We start from the raw sequence: 21060 nt of genomic DNA, 5'->3' as shown, positions 1-21060 counted from the left end.
GGGCGCCAGGATCAGGGGGTCTTCTCCCCCTCGCCTGATGAGCGTCGTGCGGCTGGCCGACTATCGGCCCTACCCCTACCGGCTTGAGCGCACCGACCTGACGGTGCGCCTTCTCGGCGAGGAGGCTCTGGTGGAGTCGACGCTGCAGCTGGTGCCCCTTGGCGCCGGTGGCGGCAGCAGTGAGCCGCTGCTGCTGCGTGGCGAGGGTCTGGAGTTGCTTTCCCTCAGCCTCGACGGCCGGCCGCTGGCGCTTGACCAGATCGGGCGCGATGGCGACGCCTACATCCTCACGGACACTCCCTCGCAGCCGTTCCGCCTCACCAGCGCAGTGCGCCTGCAGCCCCGCGTCAACACCAGCCTTGAGGGGCTCTATGCCAGCGGCGGCATGGTGACCACCCAGTGCGAAGCGGAGGGGTTCCGTCGTATCACCCTCCATCCCGATCGCCCCGATGTGCTCAGCCTGTTCCGGGTGCGCATCGAGGCCGAGCGCGCGGCCTTTCCCGTGCTGCTCTCCAACGGCAACTGCATCGAGCAGGGCCCCCTGCCGGCTGCGGCCGGCGAGGCGGAGCGCCACTACGTGATCTGGGACGATCCCTTCCCCAAGCCCTCCTATCTGTTCGCCCTGGTGGCCGGGGTGCTGGAGGAGGTGCGCGACAGCTTCACCACCGCCAGTGGCCGCACGGTGCAGCTGCGTCTGCATGTGGAGCCCGGCGATGCGCCCTACACGGCCCATGCCATGCGCTCGCTGCAGCGCTCGATGGCCTGGGATGAGCGGGTCTACGGCCTGGAATACGACCTCGATGAGTACAACATCGTGGCCGTGCGTCATTTCAACATGGGCGCGATGGAGAACAAGAGCCTCAATATCTTCAACTCCAAGCTGGTGCTCGCCGATGCCGAAACGGCCACCGATGGCGAACTGGAGCGGATCGAAAGTGTGATCGCCCATGAGTATTTCCACAACTGGACGGGCAATCGCATCACCTGCCGCGACTGGTTCCAGCTCTCCCTCAAGGAGGGACTCACCGTGTTCAGAGACCAGAGTTTCACGGCTGATCTGCATGCACCGGCGCTGAAGCGGATCGAGGATGTGGCGATGCTGCGCAACACCCAGTTCCGCGAAGATGCCGGCCCCACCGCACATCCGGTTCAGCCTGATCACTACCAGGCGATCGACAACTTCTACACCACCACCATCTATGAAAAGGGTGCGGAGGTGATCCGCATGCTGCACACTCTGCTGGGTCCGGATACCTTCATGCGTGGCATGGCCACCTACGTGCAGCGCCACGACGGCACCGCCGCCACCTGCGACGACTTCGTTGCGGCCATGCAGGATGCCGCCGCGGCGGCGGGGGTTGCCGGCACGCGTGAGTGGAGCCCCTTCAGCTTCGAGCAGTTCCGCCGCTGGTATCACCAGGCGGGCACGCCACGGCTGGAACTGGAGCGCCACTGGGATGAGGATCAGGGCCGCCTGACCCTGACCATCCGCCAGCACACCCCGCCCACCCCGGGGCAGAGCGAGAAGCTACCGCTGGTGATCCCCCTGGCGCTGGGGGCGGTGGACCAGGCCGGTGAGCCCCTGCGGCTGCAACGCCCCGGTGAAACCACGGCCAGCGCCGAGGCCGCCAGCCTGGGGCATCCCTGGGGGCCGCAGACGCGGCTGCTGGTGATCGATCAGGCCGAGCAGACCGTGGTCTTCGAGGGCTTTGAGCCCCACAGCCACCCGCCGGCCCTGTCGTTGCTGCGCCGCTTCTCCGCTCCGGTGCAGCTGGAGTTCCGGCGCCCGATCACGGAGCTGCTGCATCTGCTCAGCAGCGATGGTGAGCCGCTGGCCCGCTGGGATGCCGGCCAGGACCTGCTGCGCCAGGTGTTGCTGCGCCGCGCGGCAGGAGCTCCCGATGAGGCCCTCGAAGACGGCCTGGTGGCCGCCTTCGGGCGGATCCTGGTGGAGGGCACCCTCAGCGACGGCAACCGCTGCGCCCTGCTCTCGATGCCGGGTCTGGCTGAACTGGAGGCGGCCAGCGAACAGCCGGATCCACCGGCGCTCTTCGGGGCGATCAGGGCTCTGCAGACCCGTTTCGGCCAGGCCCTGGCCGCACCCCTGGCCGATTGCCTCGAGCGTTGCCGGCCCCAGTGGGGTCTGCCCTGGCCTGAGGGCGTGGGCGACCGGCAGCTCACAGGACTGGTCTGGGCCTGGCGCGCGGCTGCAGGCGACGGGGCGGTGATGGCCGAAGCCGCCGACGCCGTGGAAGGTCCCTCCATGACCCTGGCGCGGGCCGGACTGCGGGCCCTGCAGCCCTTGGCCAGCAGCGAACGGGAGCGGGCGATGGCGGCGTTCTACGGACGCTGGCAGCAGAAGCCGGTGATTCTCGATGCCTGGTTCAGCCTGGAGGCCTCCGCTCCCTTCGCCGATGGGCTGCAGCGGGTGGAGGCCCTGCTGGCCCATCCCCGCTACGACCCGGCGGCCCCCAACTCCGTGCGGGCCGTGCTGGGTGGCCTCGTGGCCAACACGCCGGTGTTCCATGCCGCCGATGGCAGTGGCTACCGCTTCCTGGCTGAGCAGATCGCCCAGCTCGATCAGCGCAATCCGATCACCGCCTCACGCCTGGCCAAGGTCTTCAGCCGCTGGCAGAGCTATGCCCCCCAGCGGGGTGAGCGGATGCGGGAGGCGATGGAGCAGCTGGCTGGGGCCGGCCTTTCGGCCAACACCCGGGAGGTGCTGGGTCAGAGCCTGGGACGGGAGCTGCTGGGGTAGGGATCCGGGTAGAGGGACCTGTGCAGGCGCTGGAATGAGGCCCGGCGCGCTCCGGGTCCTTCGGGCCCTGCGTAGGTGCCCCAGAGGCCTTCCCAATAGAAATAAATCACCCCCAGGCCCCGTTTGGCCACCTGCTGCACCTTCTTCTCCAGCACCGGTGAAGACGTGGTGCGACCACCGAAGCCCGCCAGCACACCGATCTGCACAGGCATGCCCCAGCGCCGGGCCTTCACCAGAGCCGACTGGTCGAGGTCCTTGGTGAACCCGGCCACGGAGAAGGCGTAGTTCTGCACCACCAGCTCGTCCACCAGCTGGCCCAGGGCCCAGATCTCCCAGTCCTGCAGCCAGTGGTTGTACGCGAAGCGGAATGGCCCTGGCGAGTGGCTGATCACCGCGCCGCTGCGCTCCTTCTGCATCGTGGCTCGCAACTCCCGCAGCAGCCCGGTGAGCTTCTGGCGCCGCCAGGTCATCCACTCACGGTTGTTGTAGTCGCGGGGAGGTTCGCGGCCCTTCTCCTGGCGGAACAGGGCGCGGGTGTAGGTGTCGTAGCCCAGCTCCACCGGCCAGGCGAAGTGGTCATCGAGCTGGATCCCGTCTACGCCGCAGCGCTGCACGATCTCACCGATCAGGCCGATCACCCGCTCTCGCACCCCGGGATGGGCCGGATTCAGCCACACCCGCAGGTCCTTGAGCGGTGAGGTCTTGAGGTTGGCTCCATGCATGGCATAGAGGGTGGAGCCGTCGCTGCGTTTCAGCACCCATTCGGGATGGCGGCGCACCACTTCGGCGTCGGCCGGCTCCATCAGGCCGTACTCGAACCAGGGAATCACCTTCATGCCGCGCCGCTGGCCGGCCTTGGTGAGGCGGCAGATGGGGTCGAGGGAGGCATTCACCTGCTGCAGCTTCGGCTCCATCGGCGCGTAGCGGCTGCGATGGAAGGTGTAACCCCGGCTCCAGACGTTGGGATAGAGGGTGTTGAAGCCGGCGGCATCGAGTTCGCCCACCGTCTTCTCGATCAAGTTGGCGTCGTAGTAGAGGGGGCTGGGGCTGTTGGTGAGCCAGACCCCCACCCGCTGGCTGGCGGCCAGGGCCGGCAGGCTGCCCACGGCCTGCAGACAGGAGGTGAACAGCACGGTGGCCAGGGCCGGCAGGGTCCGCTTCAGGCGGACGCGGCGGGGGAGTGGCCCGCTCAGACCAGGAGACGTGGGGCGAGGCAACAGGATGGGGGGCGTGGGCGAGGGGACAGGGGCTGGTGGCAGGGCTCAGCGGAGCCTCTGACTCAGCGGAACATCGAGCTCACCGAGCTCTCTTCGTGGATGCGCCAGATGGCTTCGCCGAGCATTTTGGCCACGGACAGCACTTTCAGCTGGGGGAAGCTGCGCTCGTCGCTGATCGGGATGCTGTTGGTCACCAGCACTTCCTCCAGCAGTCCCGGCTCCGAGAGGCGCTCGATCGCCGGCGGTGAGAAGACGGCATGGGTGGCACAGGCCAGCACCCGCCTGGCTCCCTCGCGCCGCAGCAGACGTGCCCCCTGACAGATGGTGCCGCCGGTGTCGATCATGTCGTCGATCAGCACCGCCGTTTTGCCGGCCACATCGCCGATCACGGTGAGGCTTTCGGCCACGTTGTGATCCGATCGGCGCTTGTCGATGATCGCCAGAGGGGCATCGTGCATGCGCTTGGCGAAGGCCCGCGCCCGCGCCACACCGCCCACATCGGGGGACACCACCACCATCTCGCCCAGGTCGCGGGCGGAGAGGTAGTCGACCAGCACCGGTGATCCGTAGATGTGATCGCAGGGGATGTCGAAATAGCCCTGGATCTGCGCGGAGTGCAGGTCCATCGCCAGCACCCGATCGACGCCCGACTGGGCCAGCAGGTTGGCCACCAGCTTGGCGGTGATCGACTCCCGCCCGGCGGTCTTGCGGTCGGCGCGGGCGTAGCCGTAGTAAGGGATCACCGCCGTGATCTGGCGGGCGGAGGCCCGGCGGCAGGCGTCCACCATGATCAGCAGCTCCATCAGGTGATCGTTCACCGGAGCGCAGGTGGGCTGGATCAGGAAGACATCGCAGCCGCGAATTGACTCCTGGATCTGGATGTAGAGCTCGCCGTCGGCGAAGCGCTTGATCACCCTCGGACCATCGGGCACGCCGAGATAGCTGGCGATCTCGTGGGCCAGGGCGGGGTTGGAGGTGCCGCTGAACAGGCGCAGACGGCGGGTGTCATGGGGCTTGCTGTCCTGCTCCACCCGTTCAGCAGTCAAGAAACTGGTCACGGCGGGCGTGAGCGAGCAGGGCTGGAGCCCGATGGTAGAAGCCTCCCGGCCCATTGAAGGTAAACAATGATGAAGGCAGCGGGGACATCCCCCATCGCCACAGCCTCAACTCCGCCGTTGCGCCTGGTGCTGGTGGGGGCCGCGGCGGCCGCGGCCGCCTCTGGCGTGGAGCCGGCTGCCGGCCGGCTGGCCGCCTTGATCGGAGTCAGTGCCCTGCCGCCGCTGCAGGCGGCCACGGATCAGCGGGCGCAGGCGGGGGTGGACGCGTTGATGGCCGAGCTGCTGGGTCGTGATGGTTCCTGGCTGGTGCCGCTGCCCCAGGATCCAGGGCGCTTTCAGCCCTGGGGCGGACGCTGGTCGGAGCTGCTGGGGGCCTGGCGCCAGCCGACGGTGCTGCTGATCGAGGACCACCAGGCGGATGGGGGCCTGCCCTCGGCCAGCACCGCCCTGCTGCAGTGCTGCAATGTGCCCCTCCTGGGCCTGATTCAGTGGGGGGGGAGCTTCGATCCCGAAGCGCGCCGCCGCGATGGGCTTCCCTGGCTGGGCTGCCTGGCCCAGGGCACAGGCACAGACGCCGATCAGGTGCTGGCCCTGAGCCTGAAACAGCGCTGGGACCGGATCGCCGCTGAAGCGAAATAGCGCCTCAGGGCTTTGCCGGCCACAGGGGCGTGGGGGCTTTGCTGCTGATCTCGCGCAGGGCCTGGTCCGGCTTGGCCGGAGGCTCCAGCGGGAGCTGGCTGTAACGCAATGGCTTCTGCTGACGCAGGCCGGCCGTGATCAGACTCAGGGCCTCCCCCTGGCTGAGATTGGTGTCGAGTTGGGAGGTGAGCCGCTGCCAGCGTTCCGGCAACTGGGCCCATTGCTGGGGTCTCACCAGCTCGCTCGCCAGCTGCGTCACCACCCTCTGCTGCCGCGCCCGACGGCCTTCCTCCCCCTCGGCCTTGTTGCGGTAGCGCACCAGCTGCTCCACCTGGACACCCTTGAGGCGCTGCAGCCCGGCCTGCAGATCGATGCTGTACGCCTGGCTCTTGTCCTTGTAGGTGAGGGGCTGATCCAGGTTCACCTCCAGTCCCCCCAGGCCGTCCACCAGCTCGCGCAGGGCCGAGCGCGGCAGCACCACGTAGCGCTCCGGCTGGCCGGGATCGAGGCCCACCAGTTCGGCCACCGCTCCGGCGGTCAGGGCTGGCCCCCCCTGCTTGAACAGGGACCCCAGGGGCTGAACGCTTGTCTGCCCGGGCACCTTCACCGCCAGTTCGGTGGGGATGGCGAGGATTTGCAGAGGGCCGGCGGGATCCACCCTCAGCAGCAGCAGGGTGTCGCTGTTGGCGGCCCCGGCGGGGGCCGCGCCGTTGCTGGCGGCGGCGAGGCGATCGGCGTCGCTGCCGATCAGCAGCACGGTGATCGGCCGTGAGGGGGGGCTGGCCAGGGGGACGGCCTCGCCGCTTTGCTCCTCGCTGCTCAGGCTCTGATCCCTGGCTGGCCAGAGCAGATCGATCAGGCCCACCGAGGCCACCAAAGCCAGGACACCGAGGCCCAGCCCCGCCAGCCGCGTCCAGGGCGGCTTTCGCCGGTTCTTGTCTGATCTGGGCTTGCCTGCCACGACTGGATGGGCCTGGGGGATTCCCCTCACTTTGACTCAGCTGCTTCAGGCCGGTGCGGTGGCCGATAGGTTGTGAACCTCCCCTCTCCGTCGGGATTCAGCATTGAGCGCCGCTTCCCGTTCAGGACCTGCCTCGGCCGCTGCAGCCGCTGCCGGTCAGCCGTTGGCTCCCCATGAACGGGCCCGACCCCTGGCCAAGGGCAGTGTCAAGCCGGCCCGGGATCTCTGCAGTGAGTGTGGGCTCTGCGACACGGGCTGGGTGGCCTATGTGCGCGACGCCTGCGCCTTCCTCACCCAGGGCTTCGATCGGATGGAGGAGCGGGCCCACGGCCGCCGTCGCGATCTGACCAACGACGACGAGCTCTACTTCGGTGTGCATGAGCGCATGCTCACCGCCCGCCTGCAGGCGCCGATCGATGGTGCCCAGTGGACCGGCATCGTCAGTCGCATCGGTGTGCTCGCCCTCGAGAGCGGCCTGGTGGACGCGGTGCTGTGCGTGCAGCAGAGCCCGGAGGATCGCTTCACCCCGGTGCCGGTGCTGGCGCGAACCCCTGAGGAGGTGCTGGCCGCCCGGGTGAACAAGCCCACCCTCTCCCCCAACCTGGAGGTGCTGCAGCAGCTGCCGGGCAGCGGCATCCGTCGCCTGCTGGCGATCGGGGTGGGCTGCCAGATCCAGGCCCTGCGCGCCGTGCAGAGCACCCTGCCACTCGACGAGCTCTACGTGCTGGGCATGCCCTGCGTCGATAACGTCAGCCGCAGCGGGCTGCAGACCTTCCTGGAGAGCGCCAGCCGTTCGCCGGACACGGTGGTGCACTACGAGTTCATGCAGGACTTCCGCATCCACTTCCGCCACAGCGACGGCAGTGAGGAAACGGTGCCGTTCTTCGGGCTCGACACCCCCAAGCTCAAGGACGTCTTCGCCCCCAGCTGCCTGAGCTGTTTCGACTACACCAATGCCGGCGCCGATCTGGTGGTGGGCTACATGGGGGCCAGCTTCGGCCGCCAGTGGCTGGTGGTGCGCAACCCCAGGGGCCAGCAGTTGCTGGATCTGGTGGAGGCCGAGCTCGACACCGCTCCCGTCAGCAGCCAGGGGGACCGCCGCGCCGCCGTGCAGCAGGGGATCGAGGCCTACGACAAGGCCGTGAAGCTGCCCCTCTGGCTGGCGGAGCTGGTGGGTTTCTTCGTGAAGCGCTTCGGTCCCAAGGGGCTGGAATACGGCCGCTTTTCGATCGATTCCCACTTCACCCGCAACGCCATCTGGGTGAGGCGCCACCACCCCGATCAGGCGGATCGTCACATCCCGGCCTTCGCCAAGGCGATCATCAGCCGGTATCGCCTGCCCGATTGATGCCCCTGCCCTCCGGCCCTGAGCACGGGCCCTCCAGTCGGCAGTGCGGTGTGCTGCTCCATCCCACCGCCCTGCCGGACACCCCGGGCTGTGGAACCTTCGGTCTGGCGGCTCGCCAGTGGATCGACCAGCTGGCCGGCGCCGGCATCGCCGCCTGGCAGTTGCTGCCCCTGGCCCCTACCGATGGCACCGGCTCCCCCTACAGCTCCCCCAGCGGTTTCGCCCTCAATCCCTGGTTCCTCGATGTCGAGGCCCTGGTGGCCGAGGGTTTTCTCGACGCCGCCGCTGCCGAGGATCTGCCCGGCGGCAGCCGCGAGCGGCTTGACCTGGAGCCGGCCCGGCTGCGGGCTGCGGCCCTGGGGGCATGTCTGCTGGAGCGCTGGCCCGCCCAGAGCCAGGAGCGCCAGCAGGCCTTCGCCCGCTGGCGGCGCCTGGAGGATCACTGGCTGCGCGACCACTGCCGTTTCATGGTGCTGCGCGAGCGCCATGGCCAGCAGCCCTGGTGGGCCTGGCCGAGGCCCCTGGCGCGGCGTGGTCGTCTGGCGCTGCGTCAGCTGGATCGGGATGCTGCCGGACCCCTGCTGCAGGAGGCCCTGGTGCAGTGGCAGCTGCAGCGGCAATGGCAGCAGCTGCGCCAGCACGCCAGCAGCTGCGGCGTGCGCCTGATCGGGGATCTGCCCTTTTATGTGGCCCACGACAGCGCCGATGTCTGGGCGAATCGCCGCCTCTTTTCGGTGCGCGCCGATGGCGACCTCAGTGAGCAGAGCGGCGTGCCCCCCGATTACTTCTCCGACACCGGCCAGCTCTGGGGCACCCCGGTCTACCGCTGGAGCCTGCACCGGCTCACCGGCTTCCGCTGGTGGATGCGCCGGCTGGAGCGGCAGCTGCAGCTGCTCGATCTGCTGCGCCTCGACCACTTCCGTGCCCTGGAGTCCTACTGGAGCGTGGCCGGCCAGGCCGAGACGGCCCAGGAGGGCCACTGGAAGCCGTCACCGGGTGAGGCCCTGCTCGCCAGCCTGCAGAGCCGCTGGCAGCGGCGGCAGGGCGCCGGTGACCGCTCCGCCCCAGCCCTGCCCCTGATCGCCGAAGACCTGGGTGTGATCACTCCTGAGGTGGAGGCCCTGCGTGATCGCTTCGCCCTGCCGGGCATGAAGATCCTTCAGTTCGCCTTCGATGGCAACGCCGAGAACCCCTATCTGCCGGCCAACTACCAAGGCGACCACTGGGTGGTGTACACCGGCACCCACGACAACGCCACCTGCGTGGGCTGGTGGCAGCAGCTGGAGGAGGACCAGCGGCGTCAGGTGGGTGAGCTGGTGGGACACACGATCGATGCCCCGGGCTGGCAACTGCTGGAGCTGGCGCTGGGCTCCTCGGCTCAGCTGGCGGTGGTGCCCCTGCAGGACCTGCTCCACCTCGATGACCAGGCCCGCTTCAACACCCCCGGCACCGCCTCGGGCAACTGGACCTGGCGGCTGAACCAACCGATCGCCAGCCTTCAGCAGCCCCTGGAGGGTCTCCAGGGGCTGGCGCTGCGCTACGGGCGCCTGGGCGCTGGTGCCTCTGAAGCGGTGGCCGGCGGCAGCCGGTAACGGCCATCGCCCCCTGGTTCTGGCGTCAGCGGCTGGCCGTCCCAGAGCACCGCCCCCTGCGGGGGCACGGGATTCAGGCTGAGGCGCAGGGGAGGACGCAACTGCAGCACCAGTTCGCCCGTGGCTCCGTTCAGTTCGGTCTTCACCCCGGTCTCACTGTCAAGGCTGATCCGGGTGGGTTGCCCCAGCTTCAGCTGCAGCACCCCGGCGGCAGGACGGCGCTCGAGGCCTCCCCCCTGCAGCCGTTGCCTGGCCACACCCTGGGCGGCCTGCTGCAGGGGCCTGAGGTCCGGATAGGCCTGCAGCAGTTCGGTGCTGGGATCAGGAGCCTGTTGCTCCCCAACAGGCAGGGGTTGGATCGGCCGCAGGGTCAGCAGGTTCTCCGCCGCCAGCTGTCGCTGCTGCAGGTTGACGCCGTAGATCAACGCCAGGGCCAGGCCGCCGTAAAGCACGGTTCCCTGCCAGGTGGTGAAGACATCGATCGAGCCCGGAGTGAAGCGGGCGAGCAGGGCCTGACGGCCCGAATCGCCGTGCTGGGCCATCTCGGGTCGATCCGGCAGGGCCCCGTCAAGGGCGCCGGCTGAAAGATTCAGGTGCTGCTCCAGCAGCGGCAGCATGGTGCGCAGGTAGGCGGCCTCCGGCAGCCGCTCCCGCCATCCCCGCTCCAGGGCTTCGAGCACCGGCGTGCTCACCCGCGTCTCGATCGCCAGCTGGCGCAGGCTCAGGCCCTGGGCTTCCCGCTGCTGGCGCAATTGCCGTCCGGCGTTGAGCAGGGGATCCTCCCGGGGCTCAACCGGCCGGCTGGGTGCGGCTTTCCGCCAGGGCCACCAACGCCTGAGTGGCGGTGGAACGACCGTGGGAATCCTGGAGGGCGGCATCGATCAGGTCAGTGGGGCGGTCGCTGAGCGGCTCAGGCCCGCGCGTCGAGATCCTTCCATTCTTGGGGAGCGAGGTGGCGCCAGCGTCCCTCGGGCAGCTCCCCAAGGCGCAGCGGACCGATGGCCACCCGCTGCAGATCGCGCACGGGGTGACCCAGCAGTTCGGCGGTGCGCCGGATCTGCCGGTTTCTGCCCTCGCCCATCTCCAGCTCCAGCAGGGTGCCCCGCACTCCCCGTGCCAGCGGCCTGACCGCCACCGGTTGGCTCGGTTGGCCATTAAGGGGCACCCCCTGGCGCCACTGCTCCAGGGCCTCCGGCGCTGGCTCACCGGCCACCCAGACCCGGTAGTGCTTGCGGTGGCCGAAGCGGGGATGGGTGAGGCGCAGGGTGAGGGCACCGTCGTTGCTGAGCAGCAGGGCACCGCGGCTGGCGCCATCGAGGCGCCCCACCGGATGGAGGCCGGTCGCCTCGCTCAGCTCCGGCGGCAGCAGATCCAGCACCGTTCGTCGACCCTCGGGATCGTGGCAACTGCAGATCACACCACGGGGCTTGTTGAGCAGCACGGTGATGGCGGGGGCTGCCGCCGCCACGGGCCTCCCGTCCAGCTCCAGCCGGTCGCTGGAGAGATCGGCCTGGTCCCCCAGCCTTGCCATGGCTCCGTTCAAGGTCACCCGCCCCTGCAGGATCAGCTCCTCGGCGCGACGGCGGGAGCAGAGTCCGGCACTGGCCAGCAATTTCTGGAGTCGTTGCGCCGTCATGGCAGGTGCTGCGCTCGGGGTAGGACTGAGGATGGGCGAGGGGGAACCCGTGCCACCAGTGTTGCCTTTTCTGGGCCGGACGTTCCAGAGCGGAGGCTCTTGGGGAGCTGGGTTGTAAGCGGCTGGTCTGGCCTGGAGCGGCGGATCGGTGGTAGTTTTCGAAACACATAGGTTTCCTAACTCCCCGAACCGGCACCATGTCCTCTCTCCCCGTGGCCGCCGCAGCCGCCTCCTCGTCCCTGGTGCCCACCGGCGACCTGGTGCGCTCCTACCTGCGTGACATCGGCCGGGTGCCGCTGCTGACGCATGAGCAGGAGATCACGCTGGGCCGCCAGGTGCAGGAGCTGATGCGGCTGGAGGAAGCCGAGCAGGAACTGGAGATGCGTGCGGGCGGGCAGAAGCCCAGCGCGGCGGAATGGGCGAGCGCGGCGGGCGTGAGCCCGGCGCTGCTGAAGCGCAAGCTGGCCAGCGGCCGCCGGGCCAAGGAGCGGATGGTGGCGGCGAACCTGCGCTTGGTGGTGAGCGTGGCGAAGAAATACACCAAGCGGAACATGGAACTGCTGGACCTGATCCAGGAGGGAACGATCGGTCTGGTGCGGGGCGTGGAGAAGTTCGACCCGACGCGGGGCTACAAATTCAGTACGTATGCGTACTGGTGGATCCGGCAGGGGATCACGCGGGCGATCGCGGAGAAGAGCCGCACGATCCGGCTGCCGATCCACATCACCGAAACGCTGAACAAGCTGAAGAAGGGCCAGCGGGAACTGAGCCAGGAACTGGGCCGTACGCCCACGCTGGGTGAACTGGCGGTGGCTGTGGAGCTGCCGGAGGAGGAGGTGAAGGATCTGCTCTGCCGGGCGCGGCAACCGGTGAGCCTGGAGACGAAGGTGGGCGACGGAGAGGACACCGAACTGCTGGACCTGCTGCAGGGGGACGGGACGCTGCCTGCTGAGAGCGTGGACAGCGAGTGCCTGCGGGGCGACATGCGGGCCCTGCTGGAGCAACTGCCTGAACTGCAGCGCAATGTGCTGACCATGCGCTACGGCATCGACGGCGATGAACCGATGAGCCTCACCTCCATCGCCCGCACCCTGGGGATGAGCCGCGACAAGACCCGCAACCTCGAACGCCGCGCCCTGGAGGGCATTCGTTCCCGTTCCTGCCGCCTTGAGGGCTACCTGGTGGCCTGAGCCATGCCGTTTTTCGAGGTCTACTGGCGCGGGGAATGCATCGCTGATGCCGGCGACCTGGAGGAGGCTCTGGCCTGTTACATCCAGGTCCGCCCCAAAGAACTGAGCTGGCCGGAGGCCTGGGCTCAGGCCGAGGCCGAAGGTGATCCGCTCCCTTGCGTCTGTCGCTACCGCTCCTTCGATGCCTTCCTCGACAACGAGGAGGCCCTTGAGACGATCCCTGTCACTCTGGCGATGCTCGAGCTGGCCGGCAGCGAAGCCTGAACTGGCCAGCGAAGCCTGATCAAAGGCCGTTGGCCTGGGTCCGGATCAGCCGAAATGTGAGGTTCAGCCGCTCCTGCCGCACCCGCAGCCGTCGGGGCAGAGCATGCAGCCAGTGCTGCTGGGTGGGAGGGTCCATCACCAACAGATCCCCGTGGCCCAGCTCCAGGCTGATGGGCTCGGCGGCTCCGACCGTGCCCGCCCGCGGCTTGAGGCGAAAGCTGCGGCTGGCCCCCAGGCTCAGCGAGGCGATCGGTGCCTGCGGTTCCAGCTCCGGTTCATTGTCCGCATGCCAGCCCATGGCGTCGTTGCCATCGCGGTAGCGGTTGAGCAGCACCGAGTTGAAGCGCCAGCCGAGGCTGGCCTCCAGTGCCTCCCTGATCTCCAGCAGCCCTGCTGACCAGGGCTGGGGCTCGTTGGCCAGGCCGCTGTAGCGGTAGGTGCAGCCGGGATCCGCCACCCAGCAGGTGAGCCGCGGCATGGGCCGGCTGCGGCCGAAGAGGGTGATCGACTCCTGCCGCCAGGGGACCTCCTGCTGCAACCGCCTCAGCTGCTGATCGGCATCACTGGCCCAACTCGGCCAGAGCCGCAGGGCCAGGCCAGGGGCCTGCCGGTGTTGGGGAGAATCCATCGGTGGTGGGTTGTGGCGATGCCCTGCCCTTCAGTTATGGCGCAAGCGGCGGGCGGGTTCTTCGCAGGCTGCAGCTCTCAACCGTTGGATCGGCCAGGCGAATCTGGACGAACGGGTTCACGAGCATCGATCTTGGGAATCCTTGTGTGAACGCCCACCCTCGCCTCGACGACAGGGATCGCGATGTGCTTGAGCGAGTGCTGATGGAGCTTCCCGCCCATATCCGCAGCAAGGGCCAGGCGAACTATGGACCGGGTGCCATCCCCGATTACGGCCCCATGGAGCGGCTGGTGGCGGAAGTGCGCTCGTTCAGCGCCTGCCTGAAACTGGATGGAGGCATCCTCTCGATCATCTGCCCACCCGAGCTGAACATCGTTGCCCACGAGCTCTGGATCGATGATGTCTCGGTGGCGGGCACCAGCGTGATTTTCAGCGCCACGGGAATCAACCGCCAACCGATGACCATCACGATCGGGCGCTCTCTGCTCGATCAGCTGGTTTCAGACGTGGGGCTCTCAGCGTTGAAGGGCCGTCATTTGGAGGTGCTGCTGCCGGCCAACGCAACCGCTGGCCCCCACAGGATCCTGCATCCCAATCAGATTGAATGGCTGAATTGATCTGGCCAGATGAGTTAGAAAAACTGATCGAAATTGTCGAAGTCCACGGCCTTGAAGCTGCCGTCCTGCACCTGACGCATCAGGCCCTCCAGCTGCACCCAGAGGGCGCCACCGGTGAGCAGGGAAAGCAGCAGGGCCACCAGCAGGGCCGTGCCGGCGCCGAAGCCGAACACCTGCAGGCTGCCACCGATGAACAGGGTCACCCCCAGGATCAGTCCCGCGTAGGACGAGACGGTTTCAGCCACCGCCAGCGGCAGCAGGTTGAGCCGGTCCTGCTTCCAGCCGTCGAGGCGGTTCTGCACCAGCCGCGAAAAAGTGAGGCCGCAGAGGATCGCGATCGCCAGACCCACCCCCGCCAGAAAGAACGGCGGTTGTCCCACCGGCACATACTCAAGCAGGATGTCGGCGCCTTCGAAATCGGCGAAGGCGCCTGCCGCGTAGCCCTGGCTCACGGCCTCTGGACCGGTGGGATCGCTGATCACGGGCGGTGCCAACAGGAAGATGAAGCTGACCCTAGCGATCAGCAGGGGAGCGCCCTGCTGATCAGGTGGCCGGTGCCAGGGGGTTAAGCCGCTGCAGCACGCCGCCCGCCAGCTTGGCGGGGGAGAAGGTGCGCCGCAGCAGCCCCATCAGGGCCCGCAGATCGTCGGTGTTGAGGCGGTTGTCGCGCACCAGCATCAGCAGCAGCCGCTGCCGCAGGCTGCTGCCGCGGGGACCGAGCAGCAGGCGCAGGCCGGCACCGGCCACCGGCAGCAGGTCGGGGTTGGCTTCGTCTTGCTCCACCACGCCCAGCAGGCTTTCGAGCCGCTCCAGCTGCAGGTGACCCCGGCGATCGAAGAGCACCTCCAGCAGCTTCTCGCGCAGTTCGGCGGTGTCGCCGGCCAGTAACCGCCGGGCCACGTAGGGGTAGGCCACGCGGATGATCTTGAAGCTTGGATCGAGCCGCAGGGCCAGACCTTCCTGGCTGACCACCGCCCGGATGATCAGGGCGAAGCGGGCCGGCACCCGGAAGGGATAGTCGAACATCAACTCCGAGAACCGATCGGTGATCGCCTTGAAGTTGAACGAGCCCACGCTCTCCCCCAGCTGGCCACCGAGCACGGTTTCCAGGGCCGGCACGATCGGGACGAGATCGGCGTCGGGGCGCAGAAACCCCAGGGTCTGAAAATCGCCGGCGAGGGCTTCGAAATCGCGGTTGATCAGGTGCACCACCGCGCCGGTGAGGGTGAGGCGATCGGCGTCACTGATCGAATCCATCATGCCGAAATCGACGTAGGCCACATGGCCCATGGCACCGGTGCGGCCCGGCAGGGCAAAGAGGTTGCCGGGGTGGGGGTCGGCGTGGAAGTAGCCGAACTCCAGCAGTTGCTGCAGACCGGCCATCACGCCGGTGCGGATCAGGGCATCGGGCTCCAGCCGGTGCGATTCCAGCTCCAGTCGGTCCTGCAGCTTGATGCCGTTGATCCAGCTGGTGGTCAGCACCCGTCGGCTGGAGAACTGCCGCTCCACCCGTGGCACCGTCACGGCGGGGTTGTCGGCAAACAGGGCGGCAAAGCGCTCGGCGTTATCGGCCTCACGGCGGTAGTCGATCTCGTCGAAGAGGGTGAGACCGAATTCATCGATGATGTCGCCCAGGCCAAAGCCCAGGTTCAGGGGCAGGAACGGCGCGGTGAGCACCCCGAGCAGGCGGATGATCACCAGATCGCGGCGCAGGATGTAAGCCAGGTTGGGGCGTTGCACCTTCACCGCCACCCACTGGCCCGGTGTGAGCTCGGCCTTGTACACCTGGCCCAGGCTGGCTGCCGCCATGGGGTAGGGCGGGAAATGGTCGTAGAGCTGAACCGCTGGTGCTCCCAGCTCCGCCTCGATCTCGGCGAGGGCCAGTTCGTGGGGGAAAGGAGGCAGGTTGTCCTGCAGCTGGGTGAGCTGGTCGAGCCAGTCGCGGCGCACCAGGTCGGGGCGGGTGGAGAGGGCTTGCCCCACCTTGATGAAGCAGGGACCCAGCTGCGTGAGGGTTTCGAGGATGCGGCGGCCGAGGCGCTGTTGCACGGCGCGCTCGCTGCTGCTGCCCTGCACCACCAGCACCAGGGCCAGCCAGCCCAGTTGCCAGAGCACCACCAGCACACGCGACACCAGAACCCAGGGGCGCAGCAGCATCCAGCGCAGGTCGGCGGCGGGGTCGTAGCGGGGCGGCGGACCTTCGACCCGGGCGGGACGCGCCGGTGGGGCCGGGCGCACGGGGGAGCTGGCGGTGATGGGGGAACTCCTGCGGAGCCTGGGGTGGTGACCCCAGACTCTAGAAAGTCCAGGGCTGGTGATGCTCCTGCTGTCAGCCCTGCGTCAGGCCCCCCCTCGCCTGGATCTGCACCTTCCCGCCCATGGGCGCGGCCGGGGGCTGGCGCCTGATCTGCGCCGGCTGCTGCGGCGGCGCCCCGGCCGCTGGGATCTGCCGGAGCTGCCGGAGATCGGAGGGCCGCTGGAGCCTGGCGGTGCCGTGGCCGCTGACCAGGCCGAGTGCGCCCGCCTCTGCGCCGCTGATCGCTGCTGGTTCGGGGTGAACGGAGCCAGCGGGATGCTGCAGGTGGCCCTGCTGGCCCTGGCCCGGCCCGGCCAGCGGGTGCTGCTGCCCCGCAATCTGCACCGCAGCCTTCTGCATGCCTGCGTGCTCGGTGGCCTGCGGCCGGTGCTGTTCGATCTGCCCTTTGATCCGGCCACCGGGCTGTGGCTGCCGCCAACACCGGCCTGGCTGCAGCAGCGCCTGGAGCAGGCTCCGCCCCTGGCGGCGCTGGTGCTGGTGCATCCCACCTACCAGGGACTGGCGGGGGACCTGCGGGGGCTGATCGCTGTGGCCCACGGCCAGGGGCTGCCGGTGCTGGTGGATGAGGCCCACGGGGGCCATTTCGGTCAATCGGGTCTACCGATGGGGGCGATCGCGGCCGGGGCTGATCTGGTGGTGCAGTCCCTGCACAAGAGCGCGGGGGGGCTGGCCCAGAGCGCTGCCCTGCTGCTGCGCCGCGGGCGGGTGAGTGAGCAGGCGATTGAGCGCTCCCTGCTCTGGCTGCAGACCTCCAGCCCCAGCGCCCTGTTGCTGGCCTCAGCGGCGGCGGCCTTTGCGCACCGCCACAGTGCCGCCGGCGACCGCGGCCTGCGCCTGGCCCTGAAGCGGGCCCAGGCGCTGCGGCAGGCCCTGGCGGCGGCCTCGCTGCCCCTGGCGGTCAATCAGGATCCCCTGCGCCTGGTGTTCCACAGCGGCGCCCTGGGCATCAATGGGCTGGCGGCCGATGCCTGGCTGTTGCAGCGGGGCGTGATCGCTGAGTTGCCCGAGCCCGGCTGCCTCACCTTCTGTCTGGGGCAGAGGCCGCCGCGGCGGGCCCTCAGGCTGCTGCCTGCCCGGCTCCAGCAGCTGCGGCAGGCCCTGGGTGGGGCTGCGCTCCCCCCCTTCTCGCCACCACCCATTCCCGCCCTGGCGGAGCCGGAGCTGACCCCTGGTGAAGCCTGGCGGCTGCCCCAGCAGAGCCTTCCCCTGGGGCAGGCGCTGGGGCGGCTGGCGGCGGAGCCGATCTGCCCCTATCCCCCGGGGATCCCCCTGTTGATTCCAGGTGAGCGGATCGATGGGGCGCGGCTGGAGTGGCTGCTGGAGCAGCAGCGCCTCTGGCCTGGTCAGATCGCTGATACGGTGAAGGTTGTGGCCTGATGGGCGCTGCGGATGGGCCCAAGCCAGCGAGGCGAAGCTCCGGGCCAGCCCAGTGATCGCGGGCGCCAAGCCGAGTCTGAACCTGCCTTTCGGTGGGATTTCGTCACCCCAGGGCTGCCCGATCAGGCCTTTGATGAGGCCCCGGGCTTCAGCCCCACGCCGATGGAGCTGCGGGTGATGCTGCTGGCCCACCTGCGTCCCCGTGCCGATTCCACGGTCTGGGATGTGGGCGGCGGCACCGGGGCCCTGGCCCTGGAGATCGCCCGACTGATGCCGCTGGGCCAGGTGCACACCCTGGAGCGGGATCCGGAGGCGATTGAGCTGCTGGAACGCAACCGACGACACCTGGCCATCGACAATCTGCACATCCATGCCGGCCAGGCCCCCGATGGGCTCTCCCTGTTGCCGCCGCATCCCGACCGGGTGGTGCTGGAGGTGGGCCGCCCGCTGGCCAGTGTGCTGAGGGCCGTCTGGGCGGCACTGCAGCCCCGGGGACGGCTGGTGATCAGCACCGCCAGCCTGGAGGGCCTCGTGGATGCGACCGATACCCTGGGGCATCTGGAAGCCCAGGACGTACAGGTGGTGCAAGCAACGGTCCATCGCATGCAGCGCCGGGGCAGCCAGGCGCGTCTGGCGGCGGCTGAACCCCTGTTTCTGATCGCTGCCGAGCGTCACGGGTGAGCCAGGGTTCACGGCCGCGCACCTCGCTTTCACGGCTGGTCAGCGGCTTCGCGGCGGGGGGCTTCGGCCTGGTGGTGGTGGGCCTGGGGGGCTGGTGGTTCACCGTGGCGGTGGGTGTGATCGTGCACCTGGGGCTGCTGGAGTTCTTTCGGCTGGCCCAGTTCAAGGGCATCCGACCCGCCAGCAAGACCACCCTGGTGGCCTGCCAGTTGCTGCTGTTCGCCACCCAGTGGGCCAGCGGCGGTGGCATGGCGGTGGATCTGGCGGCCTCCGTGGTGCCGGTGTCGGGGGCGGTGATCTGCGGCTGGCTGTTGCTGCAGCCGGTGACCGGCACCATCGCCGACATCGCCGCTTCGATTTTCGGCCTGTTCTATCTGGGCTTTCTGCCCAGCCATTGGCTGCGGCTGCGGGATCTGCTCGATCCAGCTCTGGCTCCCCATCTGCAGGGAGCCGGCTGGCCCTTCACCCCTGGAATGGCGCTCACCTTGATGGCCTGCCTGATGGTGGTGGCCACCGACATCGGCTCTTACGTGATCGGCCGCCGCTTCGGGCTGCATCCCCTCTCGCCGATCTCCCCGGGCAAGACGGTGGAGGGGGCCCTCGGTGGGGTGGCCAGTGCCGTGCTCGTGGGTGTGGTGGGGGGAGTGCTGCTGGGCTGGCGCTGGGGCTGGGTGGTGGGGGGCCTGCTGGGGGGAATCGTGTCGCTGTTTGCCCTGGTGGGGGACCTGACCGAATCGATGATGAAGCGGGATGCGGGCGTGAAGGATTCCGGCGATGCCATCCCTGGCCACGGCGGCATCCTTGATCGGATCGACAGTTTCCTGTTCACCCCGGCGGTGGTCTTCTATTTCGTGACCCTGCTGGTGCCACTGCTGAGCTGAGCGCTGGACTGAGGCCTGCTCAGGGGGTGACCCGGGCTTCGCCCCGCAGCTGCAGCATGTCGGCCTCGAGGCTGGCGCGCTCGATGCGGATGTTCGGGTCCATCGGCAGGCGCCCGCGCAGCTGTCCGTTGAGGTCACGGATCGCGACACTGCCCTCGTCGGCTTCGGGGCGGGTTTCCAGCTCGACCAGCTGAGTTTCTCCCTGGGCCTCGGCAGCCACCACCAGGACGCCCCGGGCGATGCGCAGCTGGCGCAGGGGTCCGAGGCCCAGCAGCTGTTCGCCGAGGTGGTCGCTGAGTTCCTGCCAGCGGGGACGGTTCAGGGAGCCACTCAGGCCAACGGCCGTGAAGGCCACCAGGCCCTGGATCAGGAAGGCATGCTCCAACTGCACCGGCTGGCCGCGCAGCACTCCACCGAGCTGGATGCGCAGGGGATCGCTTTTCAGCTCCACCAGTTCGATCTCCAGCCCCTGGTACACCACCTGGCGGGCCATCAGGCTCACCCCGTCCAGGCGACCGCGCAGCAGGTTGAGGGTGGAGCCATGCAGCTGCACCTCCAGGCTGCCGACGGCCTCGCACTGGCTGCGGATCCAGATCTGGAGACCTGAGGCGAGCAGCTGCAGCACAGGACCCTTGTTGGGCGATGGAGATGGCTGTGGGGGTTCAGCTCCAGCCATGCATTCGACGTCGAGATGGTGTCTCCTAACAGAAACGGATCCATCCTCCTCAGCGGGCAGCCTGCTGGTCTGGTTCTCCCCTGGCTGGCGGCTGGGCGGCGATCGTTCGTTGAACGCTGATTGTCAGCGCCAGCTGATGGTGACGGCCATGTGAAGCTCTGGCCCGTTTTTGCTTTGGAGGTTACCCCCAGATCTAGAGAATAAAAGTGACCGGACGATTCATCATGAAAACCAGAGTTTCCTTCGTTGCCCTGGCAGCGGCTGCCGCCAGCGCAGCGGGCACCCTCCTGCCCCTCCCAGCCCGTGCCGCCGAGCCAGCGGCTGCGGTGGGCCCCGGAGCTGCCGCCCTGCTGGCCCCCGATGGCGCCGCCATCGCCCTGCCCCCCAGTGCCGAGCCAGGCTCCCAGGCCAGCGACACCGTTGCCCAGAGCTTCGGAAGCGCTGAAACACCCCTCTATGAACAGGCCACTGGTTGGTATCTCGGCCTTGGCCTCGGTGCCGCCTGGCCCACCGATACGGGCATCCGCACGCGCAACCTCGACAACGCCGGCTTCCAGAACGTGAACGGCGATCTGGGTTTCGGTGGCGGCTTCTCCGGTGATCTGGCCGTCGGCTACGACTTCGGCGCGATCCGCACCGAACTGAGCTACGTCTACACCCGGGCCAGCGTCAATGACGCCTCCTTCTCGGTCAACGGGTCCAACTTTGACGTCGGTTCCTCTGGCGTCATCAACAAGAACGACATCTTTGCCAGCGCCTACTGGGACATCAGCACCGGCAGCCGCTGGACCCCTTACCTCGGTGGAGGCATCGGTTACACCAACCTGAGCACCCCACGCATCAGGATCTTCAGTGGTGGTGACAGCGTCTCCACCGGAAGCACGAACCAGGGTCTGTTTGGCTGGCAGGCCAAGCTCGGCGTCAGTTATGGCCTCAGCAATGCCAGTGACCTTTACCTCGAAGGCACCTACTCCGGCGCCTCCGGATTCAGCGGCGAGAACATCCGTTACGACGCCTACAACGACTTCGGGGCCAAGCTGGGCTTCCGTTATCGCTTCGGACAGCCGGCTCCTGAGCCGGTGGTCGTGACCCCCGCCCCGACCCCCCGGGCGCAGCCCCAGCCTGAGCCCGAGCCCTTCATGGAGCCCATCCCCGAGTCGGCACCGATCCGCGGCCTCTGGTGATCTGAGACCCCACAGGCCCTCTGGCCGCCTCTGCCC

The 21060-nt window shown here is 68.5% G+C and carries 20 protein-coding genes; 11 read left to right on the top strand and 9 right to left on the bottom strand.

Going from position 1 to position 21060, the window contains the following annotated elements; all coding sequences use genetic code 11:
• Positions 1-37 precede the first annotated feature (37 nt).
• Positions 38-2758, top strand: a complete 2721-nt coding sequence (gene pepN / locus KQ304_RS05795; RefSeq protein ID WP_259736164.1) for an aminopeptidase N — start codon at positions 38-40, stop codon at positions 2756-2758.
• Here the strand turns inward: pepN and KQ304_RS05790 are convergent.
• Both KQ304_RS05790 and KQ304_RS05785 read right to left on the bottom strand, forming a co-directional pair.
• On the bottom strand, positions 2728-3975 hold the full coding sequence (locus KQ304_RS05790; protein ID WP_259736163.1) for a glycoside hydrolase family 10 protein: 1248 nt from the start codon (positions 3973-3975) through the stop codon (positions 2728-2730). The two genes, pepN and KQ304_RS05790, sit on opposite strands and share 31 nt — an antisense overlap.
• Before the next feature lie 62 nt (positions 3976-4037).
• Positions 4038-5033 (bottom strand): ribose-phosphate pyrophosphokinase, encoded by a 996-nt coding sequence (locus KQ304_RS05785; protein WP_259736162.1) that lies wholly within the window; start codon positions 5031-5033, stop codon positions 4038-4040.
• Positions 5034-5159: 126 nt separating this feature from the next.
• On the opposite strand from KQ304_RS05785, the gene KQ304_RS05780 reads away from it, so the two are divergent.
• Positions 5160-5672, top strand: a complete 513-nt coding sequence (locus tag KQ304_RS05780; RefSeq protein ID WP_399228555.1) for a hypothetical protein — start codon at positions 5160-5162, stop codon at positions 5670-5672.
• 4 nt (positions 5673-5676) lie between these two features.
• Here KQ304_RS05780 and KQ304_RS05775 read toward each other — a convergent pair whose 3' ends face one another.
• Positions 5677-6633 (bottom strand): LCP family protein, encoded by a 957-nt coding sequence (locus KQ304_RS05775; protein ID WP_259736160.1) that lies wholly within the window; start codon positions 6631-6633, stop codon positions 5677-5679.
• A gap of 163 nt (positions 6634-6796) precedes the next feature.
• Between KQ304_RS05775 and KQ304_RS05770 the strand changes: the two genes are divergently transcribed.
• Together KQ304_RS05770 and malQ are read left to right on the top strand one after the other, a co-directional pair.
• Positions 6797-7981, top strand: coding sequence for a Coenzyme F420 hydrogenase/dehydrogenase, beta subunit C-terminal domain (locus KQ304_RS05770; protein ID WP_259736159.1), 1185 nt, complete (start codon positions 6797-6799; stop codon positions 7979-7981).
• Entirely contained in the window at positions 7981-9573 is a 1593-nt protein-coding gene (gene malQ / locus KQ304_RS05765; protein ID WP_259736158.1) for a 4-alpha-glucanotransferase, read from the top strand. The genes KQ304_RS05770 and malQ overlap by 1 nt, the downstream gene beginning before the upstream one ends.
• Here the strand turns inward: malQ and KQ304_RS05760 are convergent.
• Both KQ304_RS05760 and KQ304_RS05755 read right to left on the bottom strand, forming a co-directional pair.
• Entirely contained in the window at positions 9519-10451 is a 933-nt protein-coding gene (locus KQ304_RS05760) for a RodZ family helix-turn-helix domain-containing protein (protein ID WP_259736157.1), read from the bottom strand. The two genes, malQ and KQ304_RS05760, sit on opposite strands and share 55 nt — an antisense overlap.
• 32 nt (positions 10452-10483) lie before the next feature.
• Positions 10484-11209: a pseudouridine synthase gene (locus KQ304_RS05755; RefSeq protein WP_259736156.1), complete on the bottom strand. Its 726-nt coding sequence runs from the start codon at positions 11207-11209 to the stop codon at positions 10484-10486.
• A 197-nt stretch (positions 11210-11406) separates the two neighbouring features.
• Here KQ304_RS05755 and KQ304_RS05750 point away from each other — a divergent pair, with 197 nt between their 5' ends.
• Together KQ304_RS05750 and KQ304_RS05745 are read left to right on the top strand one after the other, a co-directional pair.
• Complete coding sequence (locus tag KQ304_RS05750; RefSeq protein ID WP_259736155.1) at positions 11407-12399, top strand: RpoD/SigA family RNA polymerase sigma factor; 993 nt, start codon at positions 11407-11409, stop codon at positions 12397-12399.
• 3 nt (positions 12400-12402) lie between these two features.
• Positions 12403-12663, top strand: coding sequence for a hypothetical protein (locus tag KQ304_RS05745; RefSeq protein WP_259736154.1), 261 nt, complete (start codon positions 12403-12405; stop codon positions 12661-12663).
• 19 nt (positions 12664-12682) lie between these two features.
• Here KQ304_RS05745 and KQ304_RS05740 read toward each other — a convergent pair whose 3' ends face one another.
• Positions 12683-13291 (bottom strand): alpha-ketoglutarate-dependent dioxygenase AlkB, encoded by a 609-nt coding sequence (locus KQ304_RS05740; RefSeq protein ID WP_259736153.1) that lies wholly within the window; start codon positions 13289-13291, stop codon positions 12683-12685.
• A 146-nt stretch (positions 13292-13437) separates the two neighbouring features.
• Between KQ304_RS05740 and KQ304_RS05735 the strand changes: the two genes are divergently transcribed.
• On the top strand, positions 13438-13908 hold the full coding sequence (locus KQ304_RS05735) for a hypothetical protein (protein WP_259736152.1): 471 nt from the start codon (positions 13438-13440) through the stop codon (positions 13906-13908).
• Positions 13909-13922: 14 nt separating this feature from the next.
• Here the strand turns inward: KQ304_RS05735 and KQ304_RS05730 are convergent, their stop codons facing one another.
• Together KQ304_RS05730 and KQ304_RS05725 are read right to left on the bottom strand one after the other, a co-directional pair.
• A complete protein-coding gene (locus tag KQ304_RS05730) occupies positions 13923-14360 on the bottom strand; it encodes a hypothetical protein (protein ID WP_259736180.1) in 438 nt (145 codons plus the stop codon).
• Positions 14361-14451: 91 nt separating this feature from the next.
• The gene (locus tag KQ304_RS05725) at positions 14452-16065 is read right to left on the bottom strand and encodes an AarF/ABC1/UbiB kinase family protein (protein ID WP_259736179.1); all 1614 of its coding nucleotides are present in this window, start codon (positions 16063-16065) and stop codon (positions 14452-14454) included.
• Positions 16066-16225: 160 nt separating this feature from the next.
• On the opposite strand from KQ304_RS05725, the gene KQ304_RS05720 reads away from it, so the two are divergent.
• Genes KQ304_RS05720 through KQ304_RS05710 form a run of 3 tightly spaced genes read left to right on the top strand, consistent with a single transcriptional unit; the run spans position 16226 to position 19164 of the window.
• The gene (locus tag KQ304_RS05720) at positions 16226-17602 is read left to right on the top strand and encodes an aminotransferase class I/II-fold pyridoxal phosphate-dependent enzyme (protein ID WP_259736151.1); all 1377 of its coding nucleotides are present in this window, start codon (positions 16226-16228) and stop codon (positions 17600-17602) included.
• Positions 17603-17614: 12 nt separating this feature from the next.
• Complete coding sequence (cbiT, locus tag KQ304_RS05715) at positions 17615-18283, top strand: precorrin-6Y C5,15-methyltransferase subunit CbiT (protein WP_259736150.1); 669 nt, start codon at positions 17615-17617, stop codon at positions 18281-18283.
• A complete protein-coding gene (locus tag KQ304_RS05710) occupies positions 18280-19164 on the top strand; it encodes a phosphatidate cytidylyltransferase (RefSeq protein ID WP_259736149.1) in 885 nt (294 codons plus the stop codon). Before cbiT ends, KQ304_RS05710 begins: the two co-directional genes overlap by 4 nt.
• A 19-nt stretch (positions 19165-19183) precedes the next feature.
• Here the strand turns inward: KQ304_RS05710 and KQ304_RS05705 are convergent, their stop codons facing one another.
• On the bottom strand, positions 19184-19840 hold the full coding sequence (locus tag KQ304_RS05705) for a DUF2993 domain-containing protein (RefSeq protein ID WP_259736148.1): 657 nt from the start codon (positions 19838-19840) through the stop codon (positions 19184-19186).
• Between the two features lie 224 nt (positions 19841-20064).
• On the opposite strand from KQ304_RS05705, the gene KQ304_RS05700 reads away from it, so the two are divergent.
• Entirely contained in the window at positions 20065-21024 is a 960-nt protein-coding gene (locus KQ304_RS05700; protein ID WP_259736147.1) for an outer membrane protein, read from the top strand.
• The last annotated feature ends 36 nt before the right edge of the window (positions 21025-21060 follow it).

Source organism: Synechococcus sp. CS-1329 (assembly GCF_025128055.1).
In the GTDB taxonomy this organism is placed as follows: Bacteria; Cyanobacteriota; Cyanobacteriia; order PCC-6307; family Cyanobiaceae; genus Regnicoccus_A.
This window is presented reverse-complemented; position numbering and strand designations above follow the sequence as displayed.